The organism is Mycobacterium sp. 050272 (genome assembly GCF_039023525.1).
Classification (GTDB): Bacteria; Actinomycetota; Actinomycetes; order Mycobacteriales; family Mycobacteriaceae; genus Mycobacterium.
The window spans coordinates 715,437-741,229 of sequence record NZ_JBCHKV010000001.1 but is presented as its reverse complement, the minus strand read 5'-3'; the positions used below and the strand labels follow the sequence as shown (position 1 = coordinate 741,229).

20 protein-coding genes are annotated in these 25,793 nt (G+C 67.4%); 12 read left to right on the top strand and 8 right to left on the bottom strand.

Features of this window, described 5'->3' with window-relative positions; all coding sequences use genetic code 11:
* Positions 1 to 35 precede the first annotated feature (35 nt).
* On the top strand, positions 36 to 1,049 hold the full coding sequence (locus AAHS21_RS03620) for a L,D-transpeptidase (protein WP_342926312.1): 1,014 nt from the start codon (positions 36 to 38) through the stop codon (positions 1,047 to 1,049).
* On the opposite strand, the gene AAHS21_RS03615 is transcribed toward AAHS21_RS03620, so the two are convergent.
* Entirely contained in the window at positions 1,046 to 2,086 is a 1,041-nt protein-coding gene (locus tag AAHS21_RS03615) for a carbon-nitrogen hydrolase family protein (protein WP_342926311.1), read from the bottom strand. The genes AAHS21_RS03620 and AAHS21_RS03615 overlap by 4 nt on opposite strands.
* 467 nt (positions 2,087 to 2,553) lie before the next feature.
* On the opposite strand from AAHS21_RS03615, the gene AAHS21_RS03610 reads away from it, so the two are divergent.
* From AAHS21_RS03610 to AAHS21_RS03590, 5 genes are all read left to right on the top strand, one after another.
* Positions 2,554 to 2,874: a DUF485 domain-containing protein gene (locus tag AAHS21_RS03610; RefSeq protein ID WP_342926310.1), complete on the top strand. Its 321-nt coding sequence runs from the start codon at positions 2,554 to 2,556 to the stop codon at positions 2,872 to 2,874.
* Positions 2,871 to 4,517 carry a cation acetate symporter gene (locus tag AAHS21_RS03605; RefSeq protein WP_342926309.1) on the top strand — a complete coding sequence of 549 codons (1,647 nt, stop codon included), beginning with the start codon at positions 2,871 to 2,873 and terminating at the stop codon, positions 4,515 to 4,517. The genes AAHS21_RS03610 and AAHS21_RS03605 overlap by 4 nt, the downstream gene beginning before the upstream one ends.
* A gap of 12 nt (positions 4,518 to 4,529) precedes the next feature.
* Entirely contained in the window at positions 4,530 to 5,327 is a 798-nt protein-coding gene (locus tag AAHS21_RS03600; protein ID WP_342926308.1) for a helix-turn-helix domain-containing protein, read from the top strand.
* Positions 5,328 to 5,407: 80 nt separating this feature from the next.
* Complete coding sequence (locus AAHS21_RS03595) at positions 5,408 to 5,983, top strand: TetR/AcrR family transcriptional regulator (RefSeq protein ID WP_342926307.1); 576 nt, start codon at positions 5,408 to 5,410, stop codon at positions 5,981 to 5,983.
* Between the two features lie 19 nt (positions 5,984 to 6,002).
* The gene (locus AAHS21_RS03590; RefSeq protein WP_342926306.1) at positions 6,003 to 8,240 is read left to right on the top strand and encodes a molybdopterin-dependent oxidoreductase; all 2,238 of its coding nucleotides are present in this window, start codon (positions 6,003 to 6,005) and stop codon (positions 8,238 to 8,240) included.
* Here the strand turns inward: AAHS21_RS03590 and AAHS21_RS03585 are convergent.
* On the bottom strand, positions 8,237 to 10,222 hold the full coding sequence (locus tag AAHS21_RS03585; RefSeq protein ID WP_342926305.1) for a M13 family metallopeptidase: 1,986 nt from the start codon (positions 10,220 to 10,222) through the stop codon (positions 8,237 to 8,239). The two genes, AAHS21_RS03590 and AAHS21_RS03585, sit on opposite strands and share 4 nt — an antisense overlap.
* Before the next feature lie 78 nt (positions 10,223 to 10,300).
* Here AAHS21_RS03585 and AAHS21_RS03580 point away from each other — a divergent pair, with 78 nt between their 5' ends.
* On the top strand, positions 10,301 to 10,951 hold the full coding sequence (locus tag AAHS21_RS03580; RefSeq protein ID WP_342926304.1) for a hypothetical protein: 651 nt from the start codon (positions 10,301 to 10,303) through the stop codon (positions 10,949 to 10,951).
* Positions 10,948 to 11,637, top strand: a complete 690-nt coding sequence (locus AAHS21_RS03575; protein WP_342926303.1) for a hypothetical protein — start codon at positions 10,948 to 10,950, stop codon at positions 11,635 to 11,637. The genes AAHS21_RS03580 and AAHS21_RS03575 overlap by 4 nt, the downstream gene beginning before the upstream one ends.
* A gap of 1 nt (position 11,638) precedes the next feature.
* Here AAHS21_RS03575 and AAHS21_RS03570 read toward each other — a convergent pair whose 3' ends face one another.
* A complete protein-coding gene (locus tag AAHS21_RS03570) occupies positions 11,639 to 12,148 on the bottom strand; it encodes an XRE family transcriptional regulator (RefSeq protein ID WP_342926302.1) in 510 nt (169 codons plus the stop codon).
* Positions 12,145 to 15,168 (bottom strand): MMPL family transporter, encoded by a 3,024-nt coding sequence (locus tag AAHS21_RS03565; protein ID WP_342926301.1) that lies wholly within the window; start codon positions 15,166 to 15,168, stop codon positions 12,145 to 12,147. Before AAHS21_RS03565 ends, AAHS21_RS03570 begins: the two co-directional genes overlap by 4 nt.
* A 240-nt stretch (positions 15,169 to 15,408) precedes the next feature.
* Here AAHS21_RS03565 and AAHS21_RS03560 point away from each other — a divergent pair, with 240 nt between their 5' ends.
* Positions 15,409 to 15,936, top strand: a complete 528-nt coding sequence (locus AAHS21_RS03560; protein ID WP_342926300.1) for a hemophore — start codon at positions 15,409 to 15,411, stop codon at positions 15,934 to 15,936.
* Here the strand turns inward: AAHS21_RS03560 and AAHS21_RS03555 are convergent.
* Positions 15,933 to 17,147, bottom strand: a complete 1,215-nt coding sequence (locus AAHS21_RS03555; protein ID WP_342926299.1) for a YbhN family protein — start codon at positions 17,145 to 17,147, stop codon at positions 15,933 to 15,935. The genes AAHS21_RS03560 and AAHS21_RS03555 overlap by 4 nt on opposite strands.
* 120 nt (positions 17,148 to 17,267) lie before the next feature.
* Here AAHS21_RS03555 and AAHS21_RS03550 point away from each other — a divergent pair, with 120 nt between their 5' ends.
* Complete coding sequence (locus AAHS21_RS03550; protein WP_342926298.1) at positions 17,268 to 18,410, top strand: AI-2E family transporter; 1,143 nt, start codon at positions 17,268 to 17,270, stop codon at positions 18,408 to 18,410.
* A 13-nt stretch (positions 18,411 to 18,423) separates the two neighbouring features.
* Here the strand turns inward: AAHS21_RS03550 and AAHS21_RS03545 are convergent, their stop codons facing one another.
* From AAHS21_RS03545 to trmB, 3 genes are read right to left on the bottom strand one after another with little or no spacing between them, the layout of a single operon-like run.
* The gene (locus AAHS21_RS03545; RefSeq protein ID WP_342926297.1) at positions 18,424 to 21,237 is read right to left on the bottom strand and encodes an MMPL family transporter; all 2,814 of its coding nucleotides are present in this window, start codon (positions 21,235 to 21,237) and stop codon (positions 18,424 to 18,426) included.
* A 52-nt stretch (positions 21,238 to 21,289) separates the two neighbouring features.
* Complete coding sequence (locus AAHS21_RS03540; RefSeq protein WP_342926296.1) at positions 21,290 to 22,009, bottom strand: NYN domain-containing protein; 720 nt, start codon at positions 22,007 to 22,009, stop codon at positions 21,290 to 21,292.
* A gap of 2 nt (positions 22,010 to 22,011) precedes the next feature.
* Entirely contained in the window at positions 22,012 to 22,830 is an 819-nt protein-coding gene (gene trmB / locus AAHS21_RS03535) for a tRNA (guanosine(46)-N7)-methyltransferase TrmB (protein ID WP_342926566.1), read from the bottom strand.
* A gap of 222 nt (positions 22,831 to 23,052) precedes the next feature.
* On the opposite strand from trmB, the gene AAHS21_RS03530 reads away from it, so the two are divergent.
* On the top strand, positions 23,053 to 24,093 hold the full coding sequence (locus AAHS21_RS03530) for a hypothetical protein (RefSeq protein ID WP_342926295.1): 1,041 nt from the start codon (positions 23,053 to 23,055) through the stop codon (positions 24,091 to 24,093).
* The gene (locus AAHS21_RS03525; RefSeq protein ID WP_342926294.1) at positions 24,090 to 25,631 is read left to right on the top strand and encodes a hypothetical protein; all 1,542 of its coding nucleotides are present in this window, start codon (positions 24,090 to 24,092) and stop codon (positions 25,629 to 25,631) included. The genes AAHS21_RS03530 and AAHS21_RS03525 overlap by 4 nt, the downstream gene beginning before the upstream one ends.
* The last annotated feature ends 162 nt before the right edge of the window (positions 25,632 to 25,793 follow it).

The window sequence follows — 25,793 nt, the reverse complement described above, 5'->3', positions numbered from 1 at the left end:
ACACTGGGGTCCAGTAACTGACTGGAGGTACGCATATGTCGGGCTGGACGAGGGCAAGCCTCTTCGCGGCTCTGAACGCAGTCGGCGTCGCCGCCGTGCTGGTGCTCGGCGCCGGCCCCGCACTCGCCGACCCGGACCCGGTTCCCGCCGACCCGAACGTGGTCGCCGCGCCCCCCGCGCCGCCTCCGCCGCCGTTCGAGCTGCCGCCGTTGCCCGGATTGCCGCCCCCGCCGCCCGGCGACGCGCCGCCACCGCCGCCGTGGGCGCCGCCCGGCGTCGTGCCGGCCGCGGCCGGTGCTGCCGACGGGCAGGACCCGACCCCGTTCACCGGCACCGCGCCGTTCGGGCCGCCCACGTTCGTCCCGAAGACCGGCTCGATGGTGGGCGTCGCCCAGCCGATCATCATCAACTTCCCGGGACGGGTCGATGACGCCGGCGCCGCCCAGGCCGCCGTGCACGTCTCGTCGATCCCGCCGGTCCCGGGCAAGTTCTACTGGATGACCCCGACCCAGCTGCGCTGGCGCCCGATCAACTTCTGGCCCGCCAACACCGCGGTCAACATCGACGCCGGCGGCACCAAGTCCAGCTTCCGGACCGGAGACCAACTGATCGCCACGGCCGACGACGCGACGCACCAACTGACGGTGACCCGCAACGGCACCCTGGAGAAGACCATCCCGATGTCGATGGGCATGACGGCGGGTAACCACCAAACCCCCAACGGCACCTACTACGTGCAAGAGAAGATGCCCTCGGTGGTGATGGATTCCTCGACCTACGGGGTTCCCGTCAACTCGACCTACGGCTACAAGGTGACCGTCGAGCTGGCTGTCCGGTTCGACAATGTCGGCGACTTCGTGCACAGCGCGCCGTGGTCGGTGGACGACCAGGGCAAGCGCGACGTCAGCCACGGCTGCATCAACATCAGCCCCAGCAACGCCAAGTGGTTCTTCGACAACTTCGGTCCCGGGGATCCGATCATCGTGAAGAACTCCAGCGGTGGGTCGTACAAGAAGAACGACGGCTCCAGCGACTGGATCACCAACTAGCCGGTCGGGGCCGCGCCGAGATTGTTCGTGACGACCACGCGGTCCGCGGTGACCGAGTCGGCCTGATTCGGTTGGCTTGCCTGGTGATTCGCGCGCAGGATGGTCGGGCGCGTCATGTCGACCGACAGGCTGAAGATGTCCGCACGGTTGTAGGTGCCGACGATGTCATGGGCTTGCTTGGCGACGACTTCCCTGCGCAGGTCGACTTCGGCGTGCAGGATTCCCTCCGCCTGGGTCATCGGACCGGCCACGACCCGGCCGTCGGGCCCGATCACCATCGCGGCGGGAGGTGTTGCCGTCAAGGCCTTTTCGATGCGGGTGTCACCGCCGGCGACCGCCCTTACGGCCGTGTCGTCCAGTGTCGTGGCCGCGACGACGACGAATACCTTGCCCTCGAACGCGTGGGCAGCGCTGCGAAGCCGGATGAATTCGCAGAGGTCGTAGTCGAAGTCCTCGGACCGGCCGTCGAACGGCCACGCCGGCGGGTAGGTCGCGATGTGCAGCCGTTCCCCCTGGGCGAGCAGGGTGAATCGCGCTAGCGTGTTGGTGTTTTCGCCACAGATGAGCGCGCCCAGGTACCACCCGTCGAGCTCGACCGGCCGCAGGTCGTGAGCGTCTCCGTGTGACCAGGTGAGGCGTTCGTACCAGGTGGCCACGAGCTTGCGACGGTGATTAACCAGGCGCCCGCTCGGGTCGAACACCAGGTTCGAGTTCCAGAGTTGCCCCAGGCTATCGGGATTGCGTTCGTTTACCCCGACCGACAACGTCACCTTGTTCGCTTGGGCGATGCGGCCGAGGCGCTGCGTCTCGGGGCTGGGCACGACGATCGACTCGGCGACGAGGCGCTCGTGCCATCCGTGCTGATCGATCGGAGGCAGCACGGCGTTCCAGACCGGGAAGCCGGCCAGAAACGCCTCGCCGAACACGACCAACTGCGCTCCGTCTCGGGCGGCGGTTGCCACCAAGTCCTCGACTTTGTCGATGCTGGCTCGCAGGTCGAGGAAGACGGGCGCGGCGTTCACGGCGGCAACAGCCACTGTCGGGAGGTGAAGTGATGACATGTCGTGGCCCTTCTCGAGATTGTTGTGATCGATCGACAATGCTTCCGGTCTGGCCTGGTCCGTGAAGACCACTCTATTCACCGCGCATTGGCTGTCAATCGTATTGTCTTGGATGATATTTCAAGCCGATTGTCGACAATTCTCGACAACGATGGCCGCTGGAAGTTTCTGCCAACCAGGTGATAGGTAAAGGCTTTCACTGATGAGTTGCCGACGGTGATCAGCCACTTATAGTGATGCACAACACTATTCGGTCCGTTCAATCTTTAAGTCGACACTTTTCGACACGCCACTTGGTGCTGAATTCGGAGGTTCACGTGTCACAGCCAACAGCGAGTAGCCAACAGCAACGTGGACCCACTCCGCCTGTGGCGCCGCTGCCGCGGTCCAATAATGGCCATTCAGCCAATGATTCGGCCACGGCAAGCCTCGGTGCGGCGCGAGTGGTCCCGGGGCCAGACGACTTTGTGCGCATGCAAGCCAGCCCGGAGTTTCAGGATCTGCGGCACCGGTTGCGCCGATTCGTCTTTCCGATGACGGCGTTCTTCCTCGCCTGGTATCTGGCCTACATGCTGCTGGCCACCTATGCGCATTCGTTGATGGCGACCAGGGTGTTCGGCAACATCAATCTCGGTGTGCTGCTTGGCTTTGGCCAGTTCGTCACGACCTTCGGAATTACCGTCGCCTACCTGCGTTTCGCCGGCCGGACCCTCGATCCGCGGGCCGCCAAGATCCGCGAGGAACTCGAAGGAGCGAGCGCGTGACCGCTACCCTTGCGGCTGCCGCCAACATCGGTAATCCATTGCTCAACATCGCGGTCTTCGGGGTGTTCGTCGCGGGTTCGATGGCCTTGGTGGTCTGGGCCGGTCGAACCACCAAGCGGCCCAGTGATTTCTACACCGGCGGCGGTGAGTTCTCCGGGGCGCAAAACGGATTTGCGATCGCCGGTGACTACCTGTCGGCGGCCTCGTTCCTCGGCGTGTCCGGCGCCATCGCGATCTACGGCTACGACGGATTCCTGTACTCGATCGGCTTTTTGGTGGCATGGCTGGTGGCACTGCTCCTGGTCGCCGAGATGCTGCGAAACACCGGCCGCTTCACGATGGCCGACGTGTTGAGCTTCCGGCTGCGGCAGCGTCCGGTCCGGATGGCCGCCGCCGTGTCGACGCTCACGGTCTCGCTGTTCTACCTGCTCGCCCAGATGGCCGGCGCCGGTGGGCTCGTCGCATTGCTGCTCGACGTGCGCAGCCGGGTCGGTCAGTCGACGGTGGTCGCGGTCGTCGGTGGGTTGATGATCGCCTACGTGCTGATCGGCGGCATGAAGGGCACCACGTACGTGCAGATGGTGAAGGCCATTCTGCTGGTGACCGGAGCCGCGATCATGTTCGCACTGGTCGTGATCGCGGTACGCGGCGACTTCTCCCGGCTGCTCACCAATGCCCAAGCGGTGGTTGCCCATTCGGCCAACGAGGCGGTCGCCGGTCGCGACATCCTGGGTCCGGGCGCCAAGTACGGCGCCACTCACATCACCAGGCTGGACTTCCTGTCGTTGGGGATCGCCCTGGTGCTGGGAACGGCCGGCCTGCCCCACGTGCTGATGCGCTTCTACACGGTCCCCACCGGTATCCAGGCCCGTCGCTCGGTCACCTGGGCGATCGGTTTGATCGGAATCTTCTACCTGTTTTCGTTGGCCATCGGTTACGGCGCCGCCTGGCTGGTGGGGCCTGACGTGATCCTCGCGACCGCCGGAAAGGAGAACTCCGCCGCGCCGTTGCTGGCATTCAAGCTCGGCGGAACGGTATTCCTCGGCGTGATCGCCGCCGTCGCATTCGCCACGATCCTGGCGGTGGTGGCCGGCCTGGCGATCACCGCGGCCACCTCGTTCGCCCACGACATCTACGCCGGCGTGATCAAACGGGGTGTGGCATCCGAGGAACAACAGGTTCGGGTGTCGCGGGCGATGGTCGTCGTGATCGGCATCCTGGCCATCGTTCTCGGAATCCTGGCGATGGGCCAGAATGTGGCATTCCTGGTGGCGTTGGCCTTTGCCGTCGCCGCGTCGGCAAACCTGCCCACGCTGCTGTATTCGTTGTTCTGGAAGAACTTCAACACCCTCGGTGCCGTGTTCAGTATCTACGGCGGGTTGCTCAGTTGCCTGGTGCTGATCATCTTCTCGCCCGCGGTATCCGGAAATCGCTCGGCGATGTTCCCGCACCACGACTTTGCGTGGTTTCCGCTGGCGAACCCCGGCATCGTCAGCATTCCGCTGGCGTTCGCGCTGGGAATCATCGGCACTTACGTCGGGCGACGCCGGCCCGAGGATCCGGCCAAGCAGGCGGAAATGGAGGTTCGATCCCTGACCGGCGTCGGCGTGGAAAGGGCCTTCGAAAAGGCCGCCACCCATTGACGGAGGGACGCCATGTGGGCAGAGCTGGTTGAAGCGGGGCTGGAGCCGAAGGAGGCCCGCTTCTACCTGGCCGCGCTCAACACGGACTCGGCGACCATTGCCCAGCTCGCCGAGGCGTCGAAGATCAGCCGCACGAACGCATACGACATCGCCAAGCGCTTGGCCCGGCGGGGGTTGGTGTCACTGACCGAAGGGGGCAGCCATCGCGAGGATCCGCAAGCCAGGGGACGCCCCAGAACCATTGTGCGAGCGGCAGATCCGCAGCGACTGCTGGACGAATGGGGGCAGCGGCGCCGGGTACTGGAATCGGTAGTGCCCCAACTGCGCGCCTTTCATGCCAAGGCCGGCACGACGCCGCGGGTGCGGTACCTGGACGGCGCGAGCGGTATCCGGACGGCGTTGTTCGAGACCCTGGACTGGCCTTCGCCGCTGCGCGCCGTGCTGTCGATGCGCGACCTGTTGAGCGTGCCGGGGGTCGAGGCGATGGAGGAGTACATCGCCGGCCGGCGCGAGCGGCAGTTGTGGCTGCATGTGCTGCGGCCACCCGAGAAGGACCTGCCCGGCGGCTGGCCCACCAGCTACGACGACTACCGCCGCACCCGGTATGTGCCCACCGAGTACGTCTTCACGATGTCGATGATCCTCGGCGATGTGTCGGCGACGATGATTTCGTCCAAGCGCGAGAACTTCGCCTTGGTGGTCGAGAGCCTCGAGTACGTCGAGATGCACCGCAACCTGTTCGAGGTGCTGTGGGCCGCTGGGGGTGAAGTGGCCGCAGATCCGCCCACCCCGAACCGCGGCAGCGGCTGATGGCCGCCAATTTCACGCCGAGAGCTTTCGCCCGCCGGGGACTTATGTATAGCATCATACATAGGCCGAAAGGGGTGGCGATGCGCAGTCCACGGGAGCGGATGGTGATCTCCGCCGCGCTGTTGATCCGGGAACGGGGCGCTCATGCCACCGCGATCTCGGACGTTCTCGAGCACAGCGGGGCACCGCGCGGTTCGGCCTATCACTACTTTCCGGGTGGTCGCACCCAATTGCTCTGCGAGGCGGTCGACTACGCCGGCGAACACGTCGGTGCCGTCATCGACAAGGCCTACAGCAGCCTCGACCTGCTGGACACACTGATCGACAAGTACCGCCGGCAGTTGCTCGACAGCGATTACCGCGCGGGCTGTCCGATCGTGGCGGTCTCCGTCGAATCCGGCGACCAGCAGGACCGTGAGCGGATGGCACCGGTCATCGAACGAGCGGCCGCGGTGTTCGAGCGCTGGAACGGCCAGGTCGCGCAACGCCTGATCGCCGACGGCATACCGGCAGTGCAGGCCAGCGAACTTGCGGTGCTGACCATCTCGGCGCTCGAGGGCGCCATCGTGTTGGCCCGGGTGCGGCGCGACGTGGCGCCGCTGGATCTCATTCACCGTCAGCTGCGCAACTCGCTGCTGGCCGCCTTGAAGAAGTAGTTCGAAAGGAAGTCCCGCGATGGCCGCTGAGTGGCAGTCGACCGCATGCATTCTCTGCGAATGTAACTGCGGCATTGTCGTACAAGTCGAAGATCGCACGCTGTCGCGCATCCGCGGCGACAAGGACCACCCGGCATCGCAGGGCTACACCTGCAACAAGGCGTTGCGGCTGGACCACTACCAGAACAACCGCGCCCGCCTCACCTCCCCGATGCGCCGCCGCCCCGACGGCAGCTACGAGGAAATCGACTGGGACACCGCGATTGTCGAGATCGCCGAAGGTTTCAAACACATCCGTGACACCTACGGCGGCGACAAGATCTTCTACTACGGCGGCGGTGGGCAGGGCAACCACCTGGGCGGGGCATACAGCGGCGCTTTCCTCAAGGCTCTGGGGTCGAAGTACCGGTCAAACGCGTTGGCGCAGGAGAAGACCGGCGAGGCCTGGGTGGACGGGCATCTGTACGGCGGCCACACCCGCGGCGAGTTCGAGCACGCCGAAGTGTCGGTGTTCGTCGGCAAGAACCCCTGGATGTCGCAGAGCTTCCCGCGGGCCCGGGTGGTGCTCAACGAGATCGCCAAGGACCCTAGGCGTTCGCTGATCGTGATCGACCCCGTGGTGACCGACACCGCGAAGATGTCCGACTTCCACCTGCGGGTGCGACCGGGCACCGACGCCTGGTGTCTGGCGGCCCTGGCCGCGGTGCTGGTTCAGGAAAACCTGTGCAACGAAGCATTTCTCGCCGAGCACGTGCACGGCGTTGAGGCCGTGCGGGCCGCGCTGCGCGACGTCCCGATCGCCGACTACGCGCAGCGCTGCGGCGTGGACGAAGAACTGCTGCGTGCCGCGGCGCGGCGCATCGGCACCGCCGAGAGCGTCTCGGTGTTCGAAGACCTCGGGATTCAGCAGGCCCCGAACAGCACCCTGAGCTCCTACCTGAACAAGCTGCTCTGGATTTTCACCGGCAACTTCGCGAAAAAGGGTGGCCAGCACCTACATTCGTCGCTGGCCGCACTGTTCAGCACGGTGTCGGGCCGGACCCCCGTCACCGGGGCGCCCGTCATCGCCGGCCTGATCCCCGCCAATGTCGTGCCCGAGGAGATCCTCACCGACCACCCGGACCGGTTCCGGGCGATGATCGTGGAAAGTGGTAATCCCGCGCACTCGTTGGCCGACTCGACCGCGTGCCGGGAGGCTTTTCAATCCCTGGAACTGATGGTGGTTGTCGACGTCGCGATGACCGAGACCGCCCGACTGGCACACTACGTGTTGCCGGCGGCGTCCCAGTACGAGAAGACCGAGGCGACGTTCTTTAATTTCGAGTTCCCGCACAACGGCTTTCACCTGCGTCGGCCACTGCTGAAACCGCTGGAGGGAACACTGCCCGAGCCGGAGATCTGGGCCCGACTGGTGCGCGCGCTCGGTGTCCTCGACGACGCGGAGCTACGGCCGCTGCGTGCGGCCGCCGAGCAGGGGCTGCAGGCGTATGCCGAAGCATTCCTGACCGCCGTCGCGGGCAATCCGACGATGGCGCGGCTGGTGCCCTATGTGCTCTACGAAACGCTCGGGCCGACGCTGCCCGAGGGCATGGCCGGGGCCGCCGCGGTGTGGGGGCTGGCGCAGAAAACGGCGATGACTTATCCCGAGGCCGTGCGGCGGGCCGGTCATGCCGACGGCAACGCGCTGTTCGAGGCTATCCTGAACAACCCCTCGGGGGTCGTCTTCACCGCGCACAACTACGAGGACGACTTCGCGCTGATCAGCCACTCCGATCACAAGATCGCCCTCGAAATCCCGGAAATGCTGCACGATTTGCGGGCCCTGGCCGCGGCGCCGCCGCAACTGACCACCGCGGAGTTGCCGATCGTGCTGTCGGTGGGGGAGCGGCGCGCTTACACCGCCAACGACATTATCCGCGACCCGTCCTGGCGCAAACGCGACGCCGATGGAGCGCTGCGGGTCAGCGTGGAGGATGCCCAGGACCTCGGCCTCGTCGACGGATGCCGGGCGCGCATCACCACCGCGGCCGGCAGCGCCGAGGCGACCGTCGAGATCACCGAGACGATGCTGCCCGGACATGCGGCCCTGCCCAACGGCTTTGGGCTGGACTACATCGCCGATGACGGGCGAACCGTCGTCCCCGGTGTGGCCCCTAACGCACTGACGTCGACCGGGTGGCGTGACTCCTACGCCGGAACGCCCTGGCACAAGCATGTGCCGGCGCGCATCGAGGCGTTGGCGGTGGCCGGGGGCTAGTTCCAGATCCGGACCCGTCGCTGCGGCGCCAGGAACAGTGCGTCGTCCTCGGCCACGTTGAAGGCCTTGTAGAAGGCATCGAGGTTGCGGACGACACCGTTGCACCGGAACTCCGGCGGTGAGTGCGGGTCCACGGCCAACCGCCGGATAGCTTCAGCCGCACGGGATTTGGTGCGCCACACCTGAGCCCAGCCGTAGAACACCCGCTGCACGCCGGTCAGCCCGTCGATCACCGGGGCCTGTCCGCCGTTGAGTGACAGCTGGTAGGCGAGCAGCGCGATCGACAGCCCGCCCAGATCGCCGATGTTCTCGCCGACGGTGAAGGCGCCGTTGACGTGGTGGGCACCGTCGAGCTCGCGGGGGATGTAGGCCTCGTACTGCTCGATCAGCGCCTTGGTGCGGGCGCCGAATTCGCTGCGGTCGGCATCGGTCCACCAGTCGACCAGATTGCCGTCGCCGTCGTACTTGGCACCCTGGTCATCGAAGCCGTGCCCGATCTCGTGTCCGATCACCGCCCCGATGCCACCGTAGTTGGCGGCGTCGTCGGCCTGGGCGTCGAAGAACGGCGGCTGCAAAATGGCTGCGGGAAAGACGATCTCGTTCATCCCCGGGTTGTAGTAGGCGTTGACGGTCTGCGGCGTCATGAACCATTCGTCACGGTCCACCGGCCCACCCAACTTGGCCAGCTCACGGTCGTGGTTGACCGCATACCCGCGCAGGCAGTTGCCGTACAGGTCATCGCGGTCGATGACCAGTGCGGAGTAGTCGCGCCACTTCGCCGGGTAGCCGACCTTGGCGGTGAACTTGCGCAGCTTGGTCAGCGCACGCTCCCGGGTCTGCGGCGTCATCCAGTCCAGATCGCTGATGCTGACCCGGTAGGCCTCCTGCAGGTTGTCCACCAGCTCATCGATGCGGGCCTTGGCCTCGGGCGGGAAATGCCGCTGCACGTACAGCTTTCCGACAGAATCGCCCATCAGGCTCTCGACCAGCGAAACACCGCGCTTCCAGCGGTCCCGGATTTGCTCGGTCCCGGTCAGTAGACGGCCGTAGAAGTCGAAGTCCGCGGCGACCACGGCGTCGGTCAACCACGGCGCACGCGCGCGGATCAATCGCCAACGCGCCCAGCGCTTCCAGTCCTCTAGGTCTTCACTGTCCCACAGCACACCGAACGCGGTGAGGTAATCAGGCTGGCGCACAACGACTTCCGCGACCGCCTGCGGGGTGCTGCCCAGCGCGGTGACCCAGCCGGCCCAGTCGAAACCCGCGCCTTCGGTCTGCAGCTGCGCGAAGGTCCGCAGGTTGTAGGTCAGATCGGCGTCGCGACGTTTGACCACATCCCAGTGCGCGGCGGCAAGTTTGGTCTCCAGCGCCACGATGCGCGCCGCGGTGTCGGCGTGGTCTGTCGCCTCCCCGCCGTAGACCAGGGCGAACATCCGCGCGATGTGTCCGGGGTAGGCCCCCAGCACCTGCGCGTGCTGCTCGTCGCGGTAGTAGGACTCGTCGGGCAACCCGATGCCGGACTGGTTGACGTGTACCAGGTAGCGGGTGGAGTTCTTAGCGTCGGTGTCGATGTAGACGCCGACGCCGCCACCGACCCCGGTGCGCTGCAGCGCGCCGACGACCGCGGCCAGCGCCGCCGAATCGGCCGCGCCGTCGATGGCGGCCAGCTCGTCGTGCAGCGGTTGGGTGCCCCGGCGCTCGACGGTGTCCTCGTCGAGGAAGCTGGCGTACAGGTCGCCGATGCGCTGCTCGTCGCTGCCCGGTGCCGCACCGCGCTCGCTTGCTTCGATGATCAGGTCGCGGACCTGCTCCTCGGCCTGGTCGAACAGGGTGCGGAAGGCGCCGTCGGTGGCGCGGTCCGGGGGAATCTCGTACTCGGCCAGCCAGCGACCGTTCACGTAACCGAACAGGTCGTCCTGGGGACGGGCGTTTTCGTCGATGTGGCTCAGGTCCAGGCCCGAGCGGGTGGCCGCATACGTCACCCTGCCATCCTTACCATCTTCCGCGTGCCGGACGCCTGCTGCGCCGACCGCAACGGACGGCGGGGTAACCTCGCGCCCATGCCTGGGGCCGAACAGACCGAGCCGGCGACCGAAGCTGACGAGCGGGACGCCGAGGCCAGCGCGCCCGAGTCCGACGACGAAGACGACGCCGAAGGCGCGATCTTCTCTCCGTACGGCATCGCCTCAGCGGTTCTGGGCGTGCTGTCGGTCGCCGCGGTCGTACTCGTCGGGATCATCTGGTCCGACCACCGCGCCGAGTCGGCCGAACGCACCTATCTGAGCCGCGTGATGCAAACCGCCGCCGACTGGACCGGAGTGCTGATCAACATGAACAGCACCAACATCGACGCCAGCTTGCAGCGGCTGCACGACGGGACCGTCGGCGAGCTCAACACCGAGTTCGACGCGACCGTGCAGCCGTACCGGCAGGTGGTCGAGAAGCTGCAGTCGCAGAGCAGCGGGCGCATCGAGTCGGTGGCGATCGAGACGGTGCACCACGACCTGGACAGCCAACCCGGTGTCGCGCGGCCGGTGGTGACCACCAAGCTGCCGGCGTTCGCCAGCCGAACGGATTCGGTGATGCTGGTCGCGACGTCGGTCAGCGAGAACGTCGGTGCCAAGCCGCAGACCGTGCACTGGAGCCTGCGCCTCGACGTCTCCAACGTGGACGGCAAGCTGATGATCTCTCATCTGGAGTCGATCCGATGAGAAACCTGTGGCGGCTGCTGGCCTTCGACATCCTGGCGCCGCTGGCCACGATCGGTGCGCTGCTGATGATCGGCGTCATCCTCGACTGGCCGCTGTGGTGGGTGTCGGTGTGTTCGGTGCTGCTGGTGCTGATCACCGAGGGCGTCGGAGTCAACTTCTGGCTGCTGCGCCGGGATTCGGTCAGCGTCGGCACCGACGACGACGCGCCGGGGCTGCGGCTGGCGGTCGTCTTTTTGTGCACCGCAGCTCTGGTGGCCGCGGTGCTGACCGGTTACACGCACTGGACGACCACCGACCGCGACTTCAAGAAGGATTCCCGCGACGTGGCCCAGGTCGCCAGCGGGATGGCGGAGGCGATGGCGTCATTCAGCCCGGGCGCGCCGACCAGCTCCATCGACCGCGCCGCGGCGATGATGGTGCCCGAACGCGCGGACGCGTTCAAGCAGCAGTATCAGAAGTCCAGCGCCGAACTCGCGCAGCGCAATGTGACGGCGCAGGCCTCGACGCTCGCGGCCGGGGTGGAGGCGCTCGGACCCACCGCGGCCAGTGTGGCGGTCATCCTGCGGGTCACCCAGAACACACCGGGTCAGCCGCCCAGTCGGGCAGCGCCGGCGTTGCGGGTCGCACTGGTCAAGCGGGGCAGCGACTGGCTGGTGAACGACGTGCTGCCGATCAACGCCCGCTGAGTCAGTCGGCGTCGGGCGGGGGCGTGTTCACCTTTACGAACCGGTCCGACAGTCGGCGCATCCGGATCATCAGCGAGGCCGACGGGCTGACGCTGCCGTCGAGGTAGGAGGCCAGATCCTCGGCTGCCACCCCGATGCGGGCGGCGAATTCCTGCTGGGCCAGGCCGGATCGCTCGATCAGCAGCCCGACGTGGCGGGCCACCTCGGCGCGTTCGTTGGCCTCCAGGTGGGTGCGGGCGCGCTCCAGCACCTCCCACAGCGCCTTGGAAATGCCATACGGGCGGGTGCCCTCGAGGACTTCTTCGACCTGGCGGGCGGTGCGGCCGAACGGGTCGCGCTTCAGCGCGGCGGCAATCCGCTTCCAGATGTCGATGTCACCGCCCTGCAGCGCCGAGCGGATGGCGGCGGTCGGCCAGAATTCCACCGGCCGATCGAAATCATGCTGCGGACGAGTCTCGGCGGCGGGCTGCTGGGGCGGCGGCACGCGTCGACGGTCGGCTGCCAACGTCACCTCGCCTCCTCCAGCATCGCGACGGCCACCGACAGACAGCGCTGCCTGACGTCCTCCCATTCTGCCTTGGCGTCCGGTTCGGCGACGGCGTCCGGCAGATCGGAAGGATTCGGATCCGCGAGTCGACGGACCAACTGGGAAGTGATCCATTGCTGCCTGGGCGGTTGACACCAGTAATACCTGTCCATTCCAGCGAGCACCACCGCGGCCGTTTCCGGTTCTAATGCGTCGACCATGTCAGCAAATTCGGCATAATCGCGGCTGCTGTTACGGGACATGATCAGGTAGCTCTTCAGACGTAGCGTCTCGGCACCCGTCGGGACCTGCAGCCGATCGCCGGTGGGCAATTGCACGTTGGTGGTTTCCACCGGGCTGCGACGCGCGTATTGCGGCCGACTGCGGTCGCGGGCGCCGGCCTCGAGCGCGTCGATGGCAACCGACAACCGACTCCGCCACAGCGTGACCGGATGCACCGGCCGATCGCCCCACGGCATGGCCCGGGCGATGCCGTTGCGCGACGCCAGGCCGTCGACCAGCTTCTTGGCCCCGGACGCGGCCCTGGTCTGGCCGTTGCTGCCGTTCTTCTCGGTGCCGAGCGTGACCGCGACAGTGTCCCCGTCGCCGATGTTGACCTGGTGCGGAATCTGGCCCGGGCCCTGGCCGCGGGTTTCGTCGGCGTCCTTGCAGTTGCGCCCACAGCCGGTGAAAGCCAGCGGATCGGCCACCGTGATGGCGTCGGGCGCCAAGTGTTTGAGCTTGGCCGCCGACTTGAGCACCATCCGCACGTCCGCGCTGGGAGCGGTGAGCGCTGAGATGTCGTCGGGGATGACGACGACGTCGCCCAGGTCGACGGCGGGCAGCGGCCGGTCGAAATCGACCGACGGCAAGACGCGGCGCAGCCAGCCCGGCAGCCACCAGTTCCACTGCGCGAACATCGCCATCAGGGCCGGGACCAGCACCAGCCGCACCACGGTGGCGTCCACCGCGATGGCGACCGCGCAGGCCACTCCGATCTCGGCGACCAGCGGCATGCCGGCGAACGCGAAGCCGATGAATACCGCGATCATGATCAGGGCGGCGCTGGTGATGGTGCGGGCACTGGTACTCACGCCGTAGGCGACGGCGTCGCGGGTGTTTCCGGTGTGCAGGAAGCGTTCCCGGATACGGGTCAGCAGGAAGATCTCGTAATCCATCGACAACCCGAACGTCATCGCCAGCACCAGCGGGGGAACGGTGCTGTCGATCGACGTGATGTGGGCGAACCCGAGATCGCGCAACCAGCCCCACTGGAACACCATGACCAGGCTTCCGTAGGCGGCAGCGACCGACAGCAGCGTCATCAGCACGCCCTTGAGGGCCAGGAACACCGAGTGGATCGACAGCAACAACATCACGAACGCGATGGCCGCGACGAACAGCAGCACAAACGGTTCGGTCGCCGAGACCCGGTCGTCGAAGTCCTTGATCAGGGCCGTCGGCCCGCCCACGTCGACGCGTGCGGTCCCCTCATTCGGAACCGTCGGTAGCTGGGCGCGCATCCAGTCAACGGACTGCCGGGCGCCCATGTCCTCGGGATCGACCGACAACACCGCGGACAGCAAGGCACTGCTGTTGTCGTCGGCGAACTGCGGCGGGGTCACCGAGACGATGTGCGGGGCCTGTGTCATCCGCTGCCGGATGGCGGCCAACGTCTGGCTGTGCTCGGGTGCGGACGCTGAGCCGTCGGGGAAGCTCACCATCACCTGGATCGGACCGAGCGCGCCGGGCCCGAGAGCCTGGGATGCCCCGGCGACGCCGGCGCGGATCTCGTGCGCGGAGTCGAACTGGCGCAGCAAGCTGTTGCCCAGCACCATCGACGCCGCCGGTGCGGCCATGACGAGCAGTACCGTCGCCGCCGCGATGGACGATATCCACGGCCGGCGCATCACGGCTGAAACCCAGCGGTTCCAGAACCGGGACTGCGTGCTTTCCGGCCGCCGCGACCAATGCAGCAACACCGAGCGCTTGGCCGCCGCCCGGCCGAACGTCGCCAGCGCTGCCGGCGTCAATGTCGTCGAGGTCAGCATCGCCACCGCGACGGCCATAATCGCGCCGGTGGCCATCGATTTCAGCGCCGGGGTGTTGATCAGGTAGATCCCCGTCAGGGACGCGACGACGGTCAGCCCGGACAGCACGACCGCCAGCCCGGAGGTGGCCATCGCGGCGTCGACGGCCTCGCGGTGCTGGCGCCCGGCCCGCAATTCCTCGCGGAACCGCATCAAGATGAACAGCGAATAGTCCACCGCCAGCGCGATACCGAACATCGACACCGTCGAGGTCACGAACACCGACATCGTCGTGTACGCCGACAGGAAATAGACCAGCCCCATCGTCACCACGACCGTGCAGACGCCAAGCGCCAGCGGTATCGTCGCGGCGGCCAGCGAGCCGAACACCACGAGCAAGACGATCAGGATGATCGGCAGGTTCCATTGTTCGGCTTTGGCGATGTCGTGTTTGGTGTTCTCCGCGGCGGCCGCACTGAGCGCGCCCTGTCCGATCACGTAGAGCCGCACCCGGCCGTCCGCGGTCTGCCCGGACTGGTCGCCCTTCACGCCCACCTTCTGCCGAAGCCGTTTGGCGATGTCGCTGGTACCGGCATTGCGGGAGTCGAGCCGCAGCGTCAGCACATACGGCCGGTCGGGCTGCGGCGGGCGCTGCGTGGGGTTGGTTTTCTCGGTGACGCCGGGGAATTCGCCGATGATCTGCCGCAGCTGCGTCACGGCGTTGTTCATGTCGTCATAGCTGGCGTCGGCTCGGGGGGCGGCCACCAGGGCCAACGATGACGCGCCCAGGTCGTGATACTGCTCCTCGAGCTGATCGTGCACCTTCAACGACTGCGAACCGGCCACTTCGAAACCACCGCCGGTGAGATTCCCGGACTGCGTCAAGGCCAAGTAGATCGCCGGGACCAATGCCAACAACCAGCCTGTGAAGACCAACCAGCGGTACCTGCGCAGGCTGCGGCTGAGGCGCAACATAAACTGCTGGATTTCAGGCTCCCCAAGTATCTCGCTTACGCGTGAGGGCGACGATACCGCAGCAGCCTGTGCATTAGTTCGGCTTAACGAATTCGTGAGCTGCGCAGACGGCTCCGTGGCCGAGTCGCGACCGAGTCGTTGCCGACCGGTGATCAAGCGGGATCTGCGTCACACCAGGTGGCAGCGTCCGGACCCCGATGGCAGGATGGCGCAGGTCGCGCGGGGATGGGGAGTTCAGGCATGAAGACAGGCATTCTGACCGGACGGCGCACGCTTGTTGCCGGGATGTTCGCCGTCGCGGTGCCCGCCGCGGCCGTCGCACTGCTGGCCGGGCCGCCGGCCACGGGCGCCAACGACCCGTGCGCGGCCAGCGAGATCGCCCGGACGATCGGGTCGGTCTCCAAGTCGATGGGCGACTATCTGGACTCGCACCCGGAGACCAACCGTGCGATGACCGCGATGCTGCAGCAGCAGGCCGGCCCGCAGTCGGCCACCGGGCTGAAGTCCTACTTCGAGGCCAACCCCAAGGTGGCCGCCGATGTGGCCGGGATCGCGCAGCCCCTGACCACCCTGTCGACGCAGTGCAAGTTGCCGATCAGCATTCCCCAGGCCATGGGCATGATGCAGCAGGCCCCCGGCGCCGGTGGGGTGCCCGCGTTGCCCGTCTCGCCGGCCGCCGGGCTGGGCACTGCGCCCGCGGCGACCGGTCCGGCCCCGGCCGCGAGCGGTGCATTGCCCGGTCCGTCGCGGCAGAACAACGTCGGCTAACCGGCGCTTTGCTCCGGAGGCGGTAGGGGACCCTGCAGCGCATCGGCGGTGGGATCGTCGTTCCAGTGCCGCAACTGTGGCTCGATCAGCGGCAGCGGCCCGGTCGGCGGGTCGTCGTCGGAGCCGCCGGGGTTTTCGGTGCGGAACACGAAGAAGAACACCACCCAGCCGACCGCCGAGATCAAAAGCCAGCTGATCAGCCGGTAGAGCAGCATCGCCGAGATCGCGTTGGGCAGCGACATGCCGCTGGACACTAGGCCGGGCACCAGCACCGCCTCGACGACCAACAGCCCGCCCGGCATCAGCGGAATCGTGCCGACGGCGCGGGCGGCCGCATACGCCACTGTCAATCCCGCGATCGACGCGTGGTCGCCCGCGGCGTAGGCGGCGAAGGCCAGGCAGGCGACGTCGGCGATCCAGTTGAACATCGACCAGCTGAACGCCACCCCGAGGTCGCGCCGGCCGAGGCTGACCGACTCGAGCTGCATCAGGATCTCGCGCCACTTGGCCAGGCCGGTGTCGACCGGCTTGCCGCGCGCGGAGTTGAACAACGACAAGACGCGGGCGCCGATGCCCTCGATCAGCTCCGGGCGCGACGCCACCGCCTGGAAAAGCAGCAGCAACGCGATGAAGCCGCCGAGGGTGAACAACAACGAAAACGGGTTGTTCTTCGCGCCCAAGAAGAAGGCGCCGCCCAACCCGAGCAGCGCCAGACCCACCGCCTGAAGTACCCCCGACATCACCAATTGCCAGGACGCCACCACGGTCGACGCTCCCCAAATGCGTTGCTGCCGAAGCAAAAACGTCGCCGACAGCACCGGGCCACCGGGCAGCGTGGTGCTCAGCGAATTGGCGGCATAGAACGCGGCCTCGGAGCGCAATTGCTTGACGTGCACCCCGGCGGACTTCAGCAGGGTGCGCTGGATCTGGGCGAAGCTGTGCATCGATGCGGCCGCTGCCGCCACCGCCGCGAGCAGCCACCACCAGTTGGCCTGGAACAGGCTGGTCCACGCCTTGGCCAGCTGATCCCAGCCCAGCGCGACCTCGACGCCGAGCACGACCGCGACCAGGCCCAGCACCGCCGGGCGCACCCACCAGTATTTGCCGCGCGGCGTCTCGCTCTCGCGTGCTGGAGCGGGCGGCTGATCCTCATGCGCTAATGGCCCGCCGCCCGGGAAGCGGAGGTTGCGGACGGGCGCGTCGTGCGGCACGTGATTTAGGGTAACCGCGCAGGTGGCACGCCGATCCAGACGCAACTCCGCGCGTGTCGCCGTTGTAACCGGATCGTGCTGACGTCACTACCCAACTGCGCGGCCCGATAGGCTGGCCGAATGCCGGCAAACTCCGACGACGACTCGGTCGAGCCCCTTGTCCGCAAGACCGCAGCCTGGGCGTGGCGTTTGCTGGCCATCTTCGCTGCGGCACTCGCGTTCTTCTGGGTGGTGGCCAAGCTCGAGGTCATCGTCGTCCCGGTGCTGCTGGCCCTGATGATCAGCGCGCTGCTGGTACCGGTCGTGGACTGGCTGGATCGGCAGGGTCTGCCGCGCGGCGGTGCCGTCGCACTGGTGCTGCTGGGCGGGTTCGCGGTGCTGGGCGGCATCCTGACCTTCGTCATCACCCAGTTCATCGTGGGTTTGCCCGACCTGACCGAGCAGGTGACCCGAAGCATCGACACCACGCGGCGGTGGCTGATCGAAGGGCCGGTGCATCTGCGCAGCGAGCAGATCACCAACGCGGGCAATGCCGCGATTCAGGCGTTGCACAACAACCAGTCAAAGTTGACCAGCGGCGCGCTGAACACCGCGGCCACGCTGACCGAACTGCTCACCGCCGCGGTGCTGGTGTTGTTCACCCTGATCTTCTTCCTGTACGGCGGCCGCAACATCTTCGCCTACACGGCCAAGATCTTCCCGATCGGCGTGCGCGACCGGATCATGGAGGCGGGCCGCGCCGGATACGGCTCGCTGATCGCCTACGTCCGGGCCACCTTCCTGGTGGCCTTCACCGATGCGGCCGGGGTGGGCGCCGGGCTTGCCATCATGGGCGTTCCGCTGGCGCTGCCCCTGGCGTCGCTGGTGTTCCTCGGCGCCTTCATCCCGCTGATCGGTGCCCTGATCTCGGGGCTGGTGGCCGTGGTGGTCGCGCTGCTGACCAAGGGCGTCGTCTATGCGCTGATCACCCTCGGCTTGCTGGTCGTGATCAACCAGATCGAGTCGCATCTGCTGCAGCCGCTGGTGATGGGCCGCGCGGTCTCGATTCACCCGCTCGGGGTGGTGCTGGCGATCTCCACCGGCGGTGTGCTGGGCGGGATCGTCGGCGCCCTGCTGGCCGTCCCGACGGTGGCGTTCCTCAACAACGCAATCCAGGTGCTGCTCGCCCGGGATCCGGCCGCCGAAGCCGAAAAATTGGACGAGGATTCCGAGGGCATCGTTCTGCACGCCCAGGCGGACGAGCCAGTCAAGCGGTCCGACTAGAACCCGAGCGGGTCTAGAGCCGTCCCTCGCGGCGCAGCAGATCCTGGGCCGACAGTCCACCGCCCGCGCGGCGGCGCGGACGCGCATTGTCGCCGTTGTCGGCCTGGCCGCCCTGCCCGCGCGCATTCATCTTCTCGGTCGCGGGATCGGATTCGTTGCCCTCGGAACGCAGCACCGGAAGCGCGGTGGTCGGGTCGGCCGTGCCCTCGCGGTTGCCGGGAACCGGCATGGCCCTGGTTTGACCGGCCGACGGCGGCGGAGCGGGCGCCGCGGGCCGCGGGTCGGCGCTGCCCTGAGCCGAGAAGCGGGTCGTCTTGGCTTCCGTCGGCTGGCTGGGACGGGACGGGGCGCGGCTGGGACCTGGAGGCAGCTCCGCTGCCGGCCGCGGCTCAGCCGGTCGCGACGGCTCCGGGGGTGCGCCGGGGTGCGTGGGGTCGTGCGGCGCCCGCGGTTTCGCGGCGACCAGGCTGGCCGCAACGGGCGGCCGGAGGGCCCGGCCGTTGACGACGTTGCGTTTGCGCTCGTCGGGCAGATCGATCTCGCCCAGGCCGATCTTGTTCTGTAACCGCCGGGCCCAGCGCGGGGCCCACCAGCAGTCGTCACCGAGCAGCTTCATCACCGAGGGCACCAGGAACATCCGGACCACGGTCGCGTCCAGCAGCAGCGCCGCCGCCAGGCCGAACGCCAGGTACTTCATCATCACCAGATCGGAGAACATGAACGAGCCCGCGACCACGGCGAGCACCAGCGCGGCGGCCGTGATCAGCCGCCCGGTGGTGGCGGTACCGATCCGGATGGCCTCGGCCGTCGACATGCCGCGTTCTCGCGCCTCGACCATGCGAGACACCAGGAACACTTCGTAGTCGGTGGCCAGCCCGAAGCCGACCGCGACGACCAGCGCGATCAGCACGATCATCAGCGGCGTCGGTGTGAAATTCAGCCACTTCGAGAAGTGACCGTCGACGAAGATCCAGGTCAGGATGCCCAACGTGGAGCCCAGCGTCAGGGCGCTCATCAAGGCGGCCTTGATCGGCAGCACCACCGACCCGAAGGCCAGGAACATCAGCAACAGACTGGCGCTCAGCAGCAACACCAGCATCAGCGGAGCCTTGTCGAACAGGCTCTGGATGCTGTCCTGCTCCAGCGCCGGCGTGCCGCCGATCAGCAGGGTCAGGCCCTTCGGCGGGTTGATCGCCCGCAGCTCGTTGATTTTCTTCTCGGCATCGTTCTTGTTGACCAGGCCGTTCTGGATCACCCGCACCGAATCGTCCTTCGGCTGGGTGGTCCCGTTCGGCCCGGCGACGCAGGGGTTGTCGGCGATCACCGGGCAGGGGCGCTCCTCCCAGGTCTTGTCGGTGAAGCCGGTGATCCCCGAGATCCGGTTGCGGATGTCGGCCACCTGCTGGTCGGTGACCTTGCTGTGGTTGTTGCTCTTGATCACCACGGTCAGCTGCTCGGTCCGGTACCCGGGGAATTGCTTGTCGAAGTGCTCTTGCGCCAGGCGCACGGCGTTGTCGGGCGGCAGGTATTTCTCGCTCATGCCGCCGAGCGACAGGTTGCCCAGCGGGATAACCAGCAGGATCATGCCGACGGCGATCGGGATGGCGAAGGCCAGCGGGCGCTTCATCACCGTCGTGACGAGCTTGCCCCAGAAGCCGGCCTCGACCTCTTCACGGGTCTTGGTCTTCTGCAAGCGCTCGGCCAGCCACTCCAAGTAGACCCGGGAAACCTTCCAGTTGCGCAGGAACGGCACCCGGAAGGCGGTCCGCACACCCAGGGCGTCGACGTTGCGGCCGAGGATGCCCAGGGCGGCCGGCAGCAGGGTGATCGACAGCAGTGCGGCGAGCCCGACCGCGGCGAAGATCGCATAGGTCAGCGAGTGCACGAAGCCCTGCGGCAACACCAGCAGGCTGGCGCTGCAGGCGATGATCAGCGCCGCGGAGAACACGACCGTACGACCCGCCGTCATCACCGTACGGCGCACCGCGGCCTCGGTGTCGTAGCCCTCGGCGATCTCCTCCCGGAATCGGCTGACGATGAAGAGCCCGTAGTCGATGGCGATACCGAATCCGATCAGCGAGACCACCGGCTGAGCGAAGAAGTGCACCGGGCCGAAGACGGCCGCGAAGCGCAGGATGCCCAGTGCCCCGGCGATGCTCAGGCCGCCCACGATGACCGGCAGGCCAGCGGCGACCGCGCCGCCGAACACCAGGAACAGCACCACCGTCACCAGCGGGAGCCCCAGGTATTCCAAATATTTCTGGTCGCTGGCAATGGTGCCGGTCAGGGCGTTGGCGACGGGCTCCAGGCCGGCGAGCTCGATCTTGCCGCCGTTGAGTTTCTGAAGGGCCGGCTCGATCAATTTGTAGTTATTGAGGATGGTGTCGTCGTCGTCGCCCTTGAGCGGGATGGTGACGAAGGTGTGCTTCTTGTCCTCGGTCGCCATGCCCTTGATCTGGCTGTTGGGAGGTTCGGCGCCGGGGGCCAGGGCGAGATAGCCGGCCCAGCCGAGCACCTGGCTGGAATGATCCTTGACGAACTTATTCAGCTCGTCGACTGTTTGCTGCCGCCACGCCGGGTCGTCGACGGTCTTGCCGTCCGGGGCGGTGAAGGTCGCCACGATCTGCGCGGTGCGATCACGGCCGTAGGTCTTGTCGCCCAGAATCGAGGCCGCCACGGACTGGCTGCCGTCGTCGTAGAAACCACTCTGCGTGACATGCTTACCCAGGCTCATCCCGAAGACGCCGCCGCCAAGGCACAGAGCCACCATGACCCCGATCACGATGTACCGGTAGCGGTACACGGTTCGACCCCACCAGGCGAACACGTAAGCTCCTTACTGGATCACTAACAGCGACCCGCGCATTGGTTTTCCAGTGTCACACACGCGTGGTCAAGAGCGCGGACAGCGGCCGGAACGGCTGCAGCCACGCTCCCTGGTCGGGCAGCGAATCTAGGCCGATCCGCGGCAGCGGTTCCCGGAAAACACCCTCGATGTCCTCCAGGTCAACGAAGTCCAAGGTATCCGACGCTAGTGCCCAACTCGCATGTTCGCGAAATCCGATCACTTGGACGGGGGTCGTGCCACCGACCCCGGCGCGTGCGATTTCTTCCAGCGGCTGACGGAACGCTTGACCGTCAGCGGACGCCACGACCAGCGCCGCGAGCCCCTCTTGGCGCCGCAGCTCGATGTGGGCGAGCATGTCCCTGTCGACATCGCTGTCTTCATCTATTTTCGGCTTGGCGAAGACCGCGAACCCCACGTTACGCAGAGCGTCCACCCAGGGCCGAACGACTTCGGCGCTGCCCGGGGCGATGTTGGTGAACACGGTCGCCTCGGGTTCGACGATGACGCCCGGGCGCCCGGCGCTGACTTCGGCCGTCCGCGCCAGCAGCCAGCGCCCCAGCGCGTCGAACCGGGGGCGTTCCAGCGCGGTCGGGCGCCGGCCCAGGATTGACCCCAGCCCCATGTCGAGGTTGGGGGCGTCCCACACCAGCAGCACGCGCCGCGGTGCCGCGTCGAGGCCGCCCAGATCGTTACCGGACGGCGCCGCCGGCGCTGCGGTGGTTTCCGCGGTCGTTTCTTCTGCGAGGCTCATACTCATCGTCTTTTCCAGATGAACTCGGATACGGAGCTGCCCGCTTCTTGGGCTTTCAGTTCGTATTTGGTCGTCGGGCGCACGGTCGAGATCGGCAGTCCGCTGCCGGGTTCGACCCGACAGAGCCGGGGCTCGGCGTCGCCCACCTCGGCCATCTGCTCGGCGTAGCCGGGGTGATCCGTCGCGGCGTGCAGCACACCACCGGGGAGTAGCCGGTCGGCGATCAAGGCAACCGTGGCCGGTTGCAGGAAGCGTCGTTTGTGGTGGCGCGCTTTCGGCCACGGGTCGGGAAAGTAGAGGCGGAACCCGGTCAGCGAGGCCGGTGCGATCAAATGCTGCAGCACGTCGATCCCGTTGCCGCGGATCAACCGGATGTTGGTGACCTGCTCGCGGTCGATCGCGCACAGCAGCTGGGCCAGGCCCCGCTTGTAGACCTCCACTGCGATCACGTCGATTTCAGGTTCCTCGCGGGCCATCGCCAGCGTGGACGTGCCGCTGCCGCAGCCGATCTCGAGCACCAGCGGCGCTTGCCGGCCGAACCACGCCCGGGTGTCCAGGGGTTCGAAGCCGCGCGGGATGTCGGAGCGGCCGATCGCCGGCCACAGCCGGTCCCAGGTCTCTCGTTGTCCGCCGGACAAGGTGGAACGCCTGGAGCGAAAGCTCGTGGCCGGTAGATAGCCCCGCTGAGGGTCGTCCGAACCGTCCGGATCCGACGCTGGCGTCACACCTTCTTCAGTATCCAGGCCGGTTTCCACCTCCGCCGGTGCATCGGGACAGGTCCCGACCCCGGGTTGCGCATGCATTTGTCCATGGTGGCCCATGAATCCCCGATGTAGCCGCCCCTGGTCCAGATTGATACCCAACAGTTGCCTTCAACTGGTAACAGATAAACGGTGGCTCGCAACTCGAAGACGCAAGTGCCACTATGCGGAGGTGCCCGATCGTTTGCCCGGCAAACAGGCCCGGTGCCGGCGACAGCCCCGCATGCGGTGCGAAGCAACGCCGCAGTGGAGCGCGGGCCGATCGGATCGAGCAGGCAGGAAATGAAGGTACGGGGAGGCCAAGTTTTCACCGACGAGCTGGCACGGTTTGCTGCCGAATGTGACGACGCGCGCGTGAGCGCGATCGCCGAGAATGTCGCCGCGCCGCTGCGGGTGGCGGTACATGGGCGCGCCGGAGTCGGCCGCGGCACCGTGGCGCGCGCGTTGGGTCATGCCGCGGCGGCGCCGGGAATCATGGTGACCCCGACCGAGGACGAGGCCGACGTGGTGGTTCAGGTCATCGCTGAAGTGGTCAAACCCGAAGACGCCGAGGCGATCGCCGCCGCCGGCCGCCCGGTGCTGACCGTGCTCAACAAGGCCGACCTGCTCGGCTCGCTGCCGGGTCGCAGCGGGGCAGGTCCGCTAGGGTGGGCACAACACCGAAGCGCGCGTCTCGCCGAGGTCGTCGGCGGCCCGGTCGAACCGATGATCGCTTTGCTGGCGGTCTCCGCGTTCGACGGATTGGACGCCACCTCGTGGACGGCGTTGCGGACGCTGGCCGCCCAGCCCGCCGGCCTGGACGGCTCGTTCGAGGATTTTGTCGCGGCAGATATTCCCGTGCCGGCCGACGCGCGGCTGCGGCTGCTGGACAGCCTGGACCTGTTCGGCACCGCACTGGGCGTTGCCGCGGTGCGTCGTGGCGGCACGCCGGCACAGGTCCGGGCCCTGCTGCGGCGGGTCAGCGGCGTCGACGCGGTGATCGCCCGGTTGTCGGCGCTCGGCGCCGAGGTGCGCTACCGCCGGGTGCTGGAGGCCGCCGCGGCGCTGGAGGCCCTGGCCGTCGGCCACATGACCGGGGAGCGGATCAGCGCATTCCTATCCGGCGACGACGCCGTGCTCGCGCGGATGGCCGCCGCCGTCGACGTGGTCGAGGCGGCCGGACTGGACGTCGACGGCGATGACGACCCGGCCGGACACCTGCCCCGCGCGCAGCGCTGGCAGCGTTACAGCCGCGGATCGGCGAGTGAATTGCACCGCAGCTGCGGCGCGGATATCGCCCGCGGATCGCTGCGGCTGTGGTCGCGGCTCCGGGGGGCGTCATGAGCGGCGATGCGTCCGGCGATCCGGCTGCCCAGGTCGACGAACTGGTGGCGGCGATCGGGCCGCGGCTGGAGTCGCCCGTGGTCATCCGCCGCGACGTCGTCCTGGTGACGGGCCCGTGGATGGCCGGCGTGACGGGGGTGGCCACCGCGCTGGGCCAGCGGCTGCCCGCGCACAAGTTCGTCGAGTCGACGGATCTGCAGCCCGGCGAGGCACCGACGGCGGTGGTGTTCGTCGTGTCCGCGGCCGCCGAACTCACCGCGTCGGACTGTGCGCTGCTCGACGCCGCTTGTGAGCACACCGACGTCGTCGTCGCGGTGGTCTCGAAGATCGACGTGCACCGCTCCTGGCGCGACGTGCTCAGCGCCAACCGCGACAAGCTCGCCGCACATGCGCCGCGCTACGCCCGGGTGCCGTGGGTCGGTGCGGCCGCCGCGCCCGAGCTGGGCGAGCCGCAGCTGGACGAACTGGTCGACACCGTCGCGGAGCAACTCGACGCAACCGATTTCGGGCGCCGAAATCGGTTGCGAGCCTGGGAATCTCGGCTCCAAATGGTCGCGCGGCGGTTCGATCGCGACGCGGACAGCGCCGGGCGGCGGGCCCGGGTCGACGCGCTGCGCGAGGAGCGCAGCACCGCGTTGCGACAGCGCCGGCAAGCGAAATCCGAGCGCACCATCCGGATGCGCGGCCAGACCCAGCAAGCGCGGGTTCAGCTCTCACACTTCGCCCTGAATCGGTGCTCGTCGGTGCGCAGCGAGCTGCAATCCGACGCCGCGCATCTGCCGCGGCGCGACCTGGCCGGATTCGAGGCGCATGCGCGGGGCCGGGCCGCGGAGGTGGTCAGCGAGGTGAACGAGGGCACCACCACCCAGCTCGACGACATCGCGCGCGAGCTGGATCTACCGATGGAATTGCCGCCGATCGAGCAGCTGCCCACCGTCGACGTCGCCCCGCCCCCGCTGAAATCCCGGCGGCAGGAGACCTGGCTGATGCTGCTGCTGGGCGTCGGGTTCGGGGTGGGCGTCGCGTTAACGCTGTCGCGGCTGGTCGCTGGCGTCGCCCATCGACTGAATCCGGCGCTGGAGATCGCCGGCGCGGTGGTGTGCGTGGTGGTCGGCGTGGTCGTCACCGTGCTCGTGGTCAAGCTGCGTTCCCTGCTGCACGACCGCGCGTTGCTGGATCGCTGGACGGCAGATCTGACGTCGGCGCTGAAATCCGTCGTTGAGGAGCTGGTCGCCACCCGCGTGCTGGTCGCCGAGTCGCTGCTGAGCACCGGGCTGGTCGCGCACGACGAGGCCGAGAACACGCAGGTGTCCGAACAGGTCAGCGTGATCGACACCGAGCTGCGCGAGCACGCCATCGCCGCGGCGCGGGCCACCGCCGCCCGGGACCGGGAGATGCCGACCGTTCAGGCCGCGCTGGACGCGGTGCGTGCGGAACTCGGAGGACCGGGTATTCCCCGCGACGATGATTCCGCTGAAGACGCCGGCGGGGCAGAAAACGGCAAAACGGCTTCGAGGAGCGCGGATGAACAAAAATAGACGCTTCTGAATCGTTGTTGTGAGAAGGCTTATACCCGCCCGGGCCTTCCCCAGCAAGGGGATCACGATAACCTGTAGCTAACGCCACCATGTCAATATCTGTGTGGGCGACTGCATACGCAATCACAATATGCCCGCGCGTACGGAGATGAATTCAGGAGA

Coding starts and splice junctions, on each gene's coding strand:
- AAHS21_RS03590 (WP_342926306.1), top strand. CDS start 6,003: ATGGCCGCTGAGTGGCAGTCGACCGCATGCATTCTCTGCGAATGTAAC.
- AAHS21_RS03575 (WP_342926303.1), top strand. CDS start 10,948: ATGAGAAACCTGTGGCGGCTGCTGGCCTTCGACATCCTGGCGCCGCTG.
- AAHS21_RS03530 (WP_342926295.1), top strand. CDS start 23,053: ATGAAGGTACGGGGAGGCCAAGTTTTCACCGACGAGCTGGCACGGTTT.
- AAHS21_RS03540 (WP_342926296.1), bottom strand. CDS start 22,009: ATGAGCCTCGCAGAAGAAACGACCGCGGAAACCACCGCAGCGCCGGCG.
- trmB (WP_342926566.1), bottom strand. CDS start 22,830: ATGGGCCACCATGGACAAATGCATGCGCAACCCGGGGTCGGGACCTGT.
- AAHS21_RS03550 (WP_342926298.1), top strand. CDS start 17,268: ATGCCGGCAAACTCCGACGACGACTCGGTCGAGCCCCTTGTCCGCAAG.
- AAHS21_RS03560 (WP_342926300.1), top strand. CDS start 15,409: ATGAAGACAGGCATTCTGACCGGACGGCGCACGCTTGTTGCCGGGATG.
- AAHS21_RS03620 (WP_342926312.1), top strand. CDS start 36: ATGTCGGGCTGGACGAGGGCAAGCCTCTTCGCGGCTCTGAACGCAGTC.
- AAHS21_RS03595 (WP_342926307.1), top strand. CDS start 5,408: ATGCGCAGTCCACGGGAGCGGATGGTGATCTCCGCCGCGCTGTTGATC.
- AAHS21_RS03600 (WP_342926308.1), top strand. CDS start 4,530: ATGTGGGCAGAGCTGGTTGAAGCGGGGCTGGAGCCGAAGGAGGCCCGC.
- AAHS21_RS03565 (WP_342926301.1), bottom strand. CDS start 15,168: ATGTTGCGCCTCAGCCGCAGCCTGCGCAGGTACCGCTGGTTGGTCTTC.
- AAHS21_RS03580 (WP_342926304.1), top strand. CDS start 10,301: ATGCCTGGGGCCGAACAGACCGAGCCGGCGACCGAAGCTGACGAGCGG.
- AAHS21_RS03525 (WP_342926294.1), top strand. CDS start 24,090: ATGAGCGGCGATGCGTCCGGCGATCCGGCTGCCCAGGTCGACGAACTG.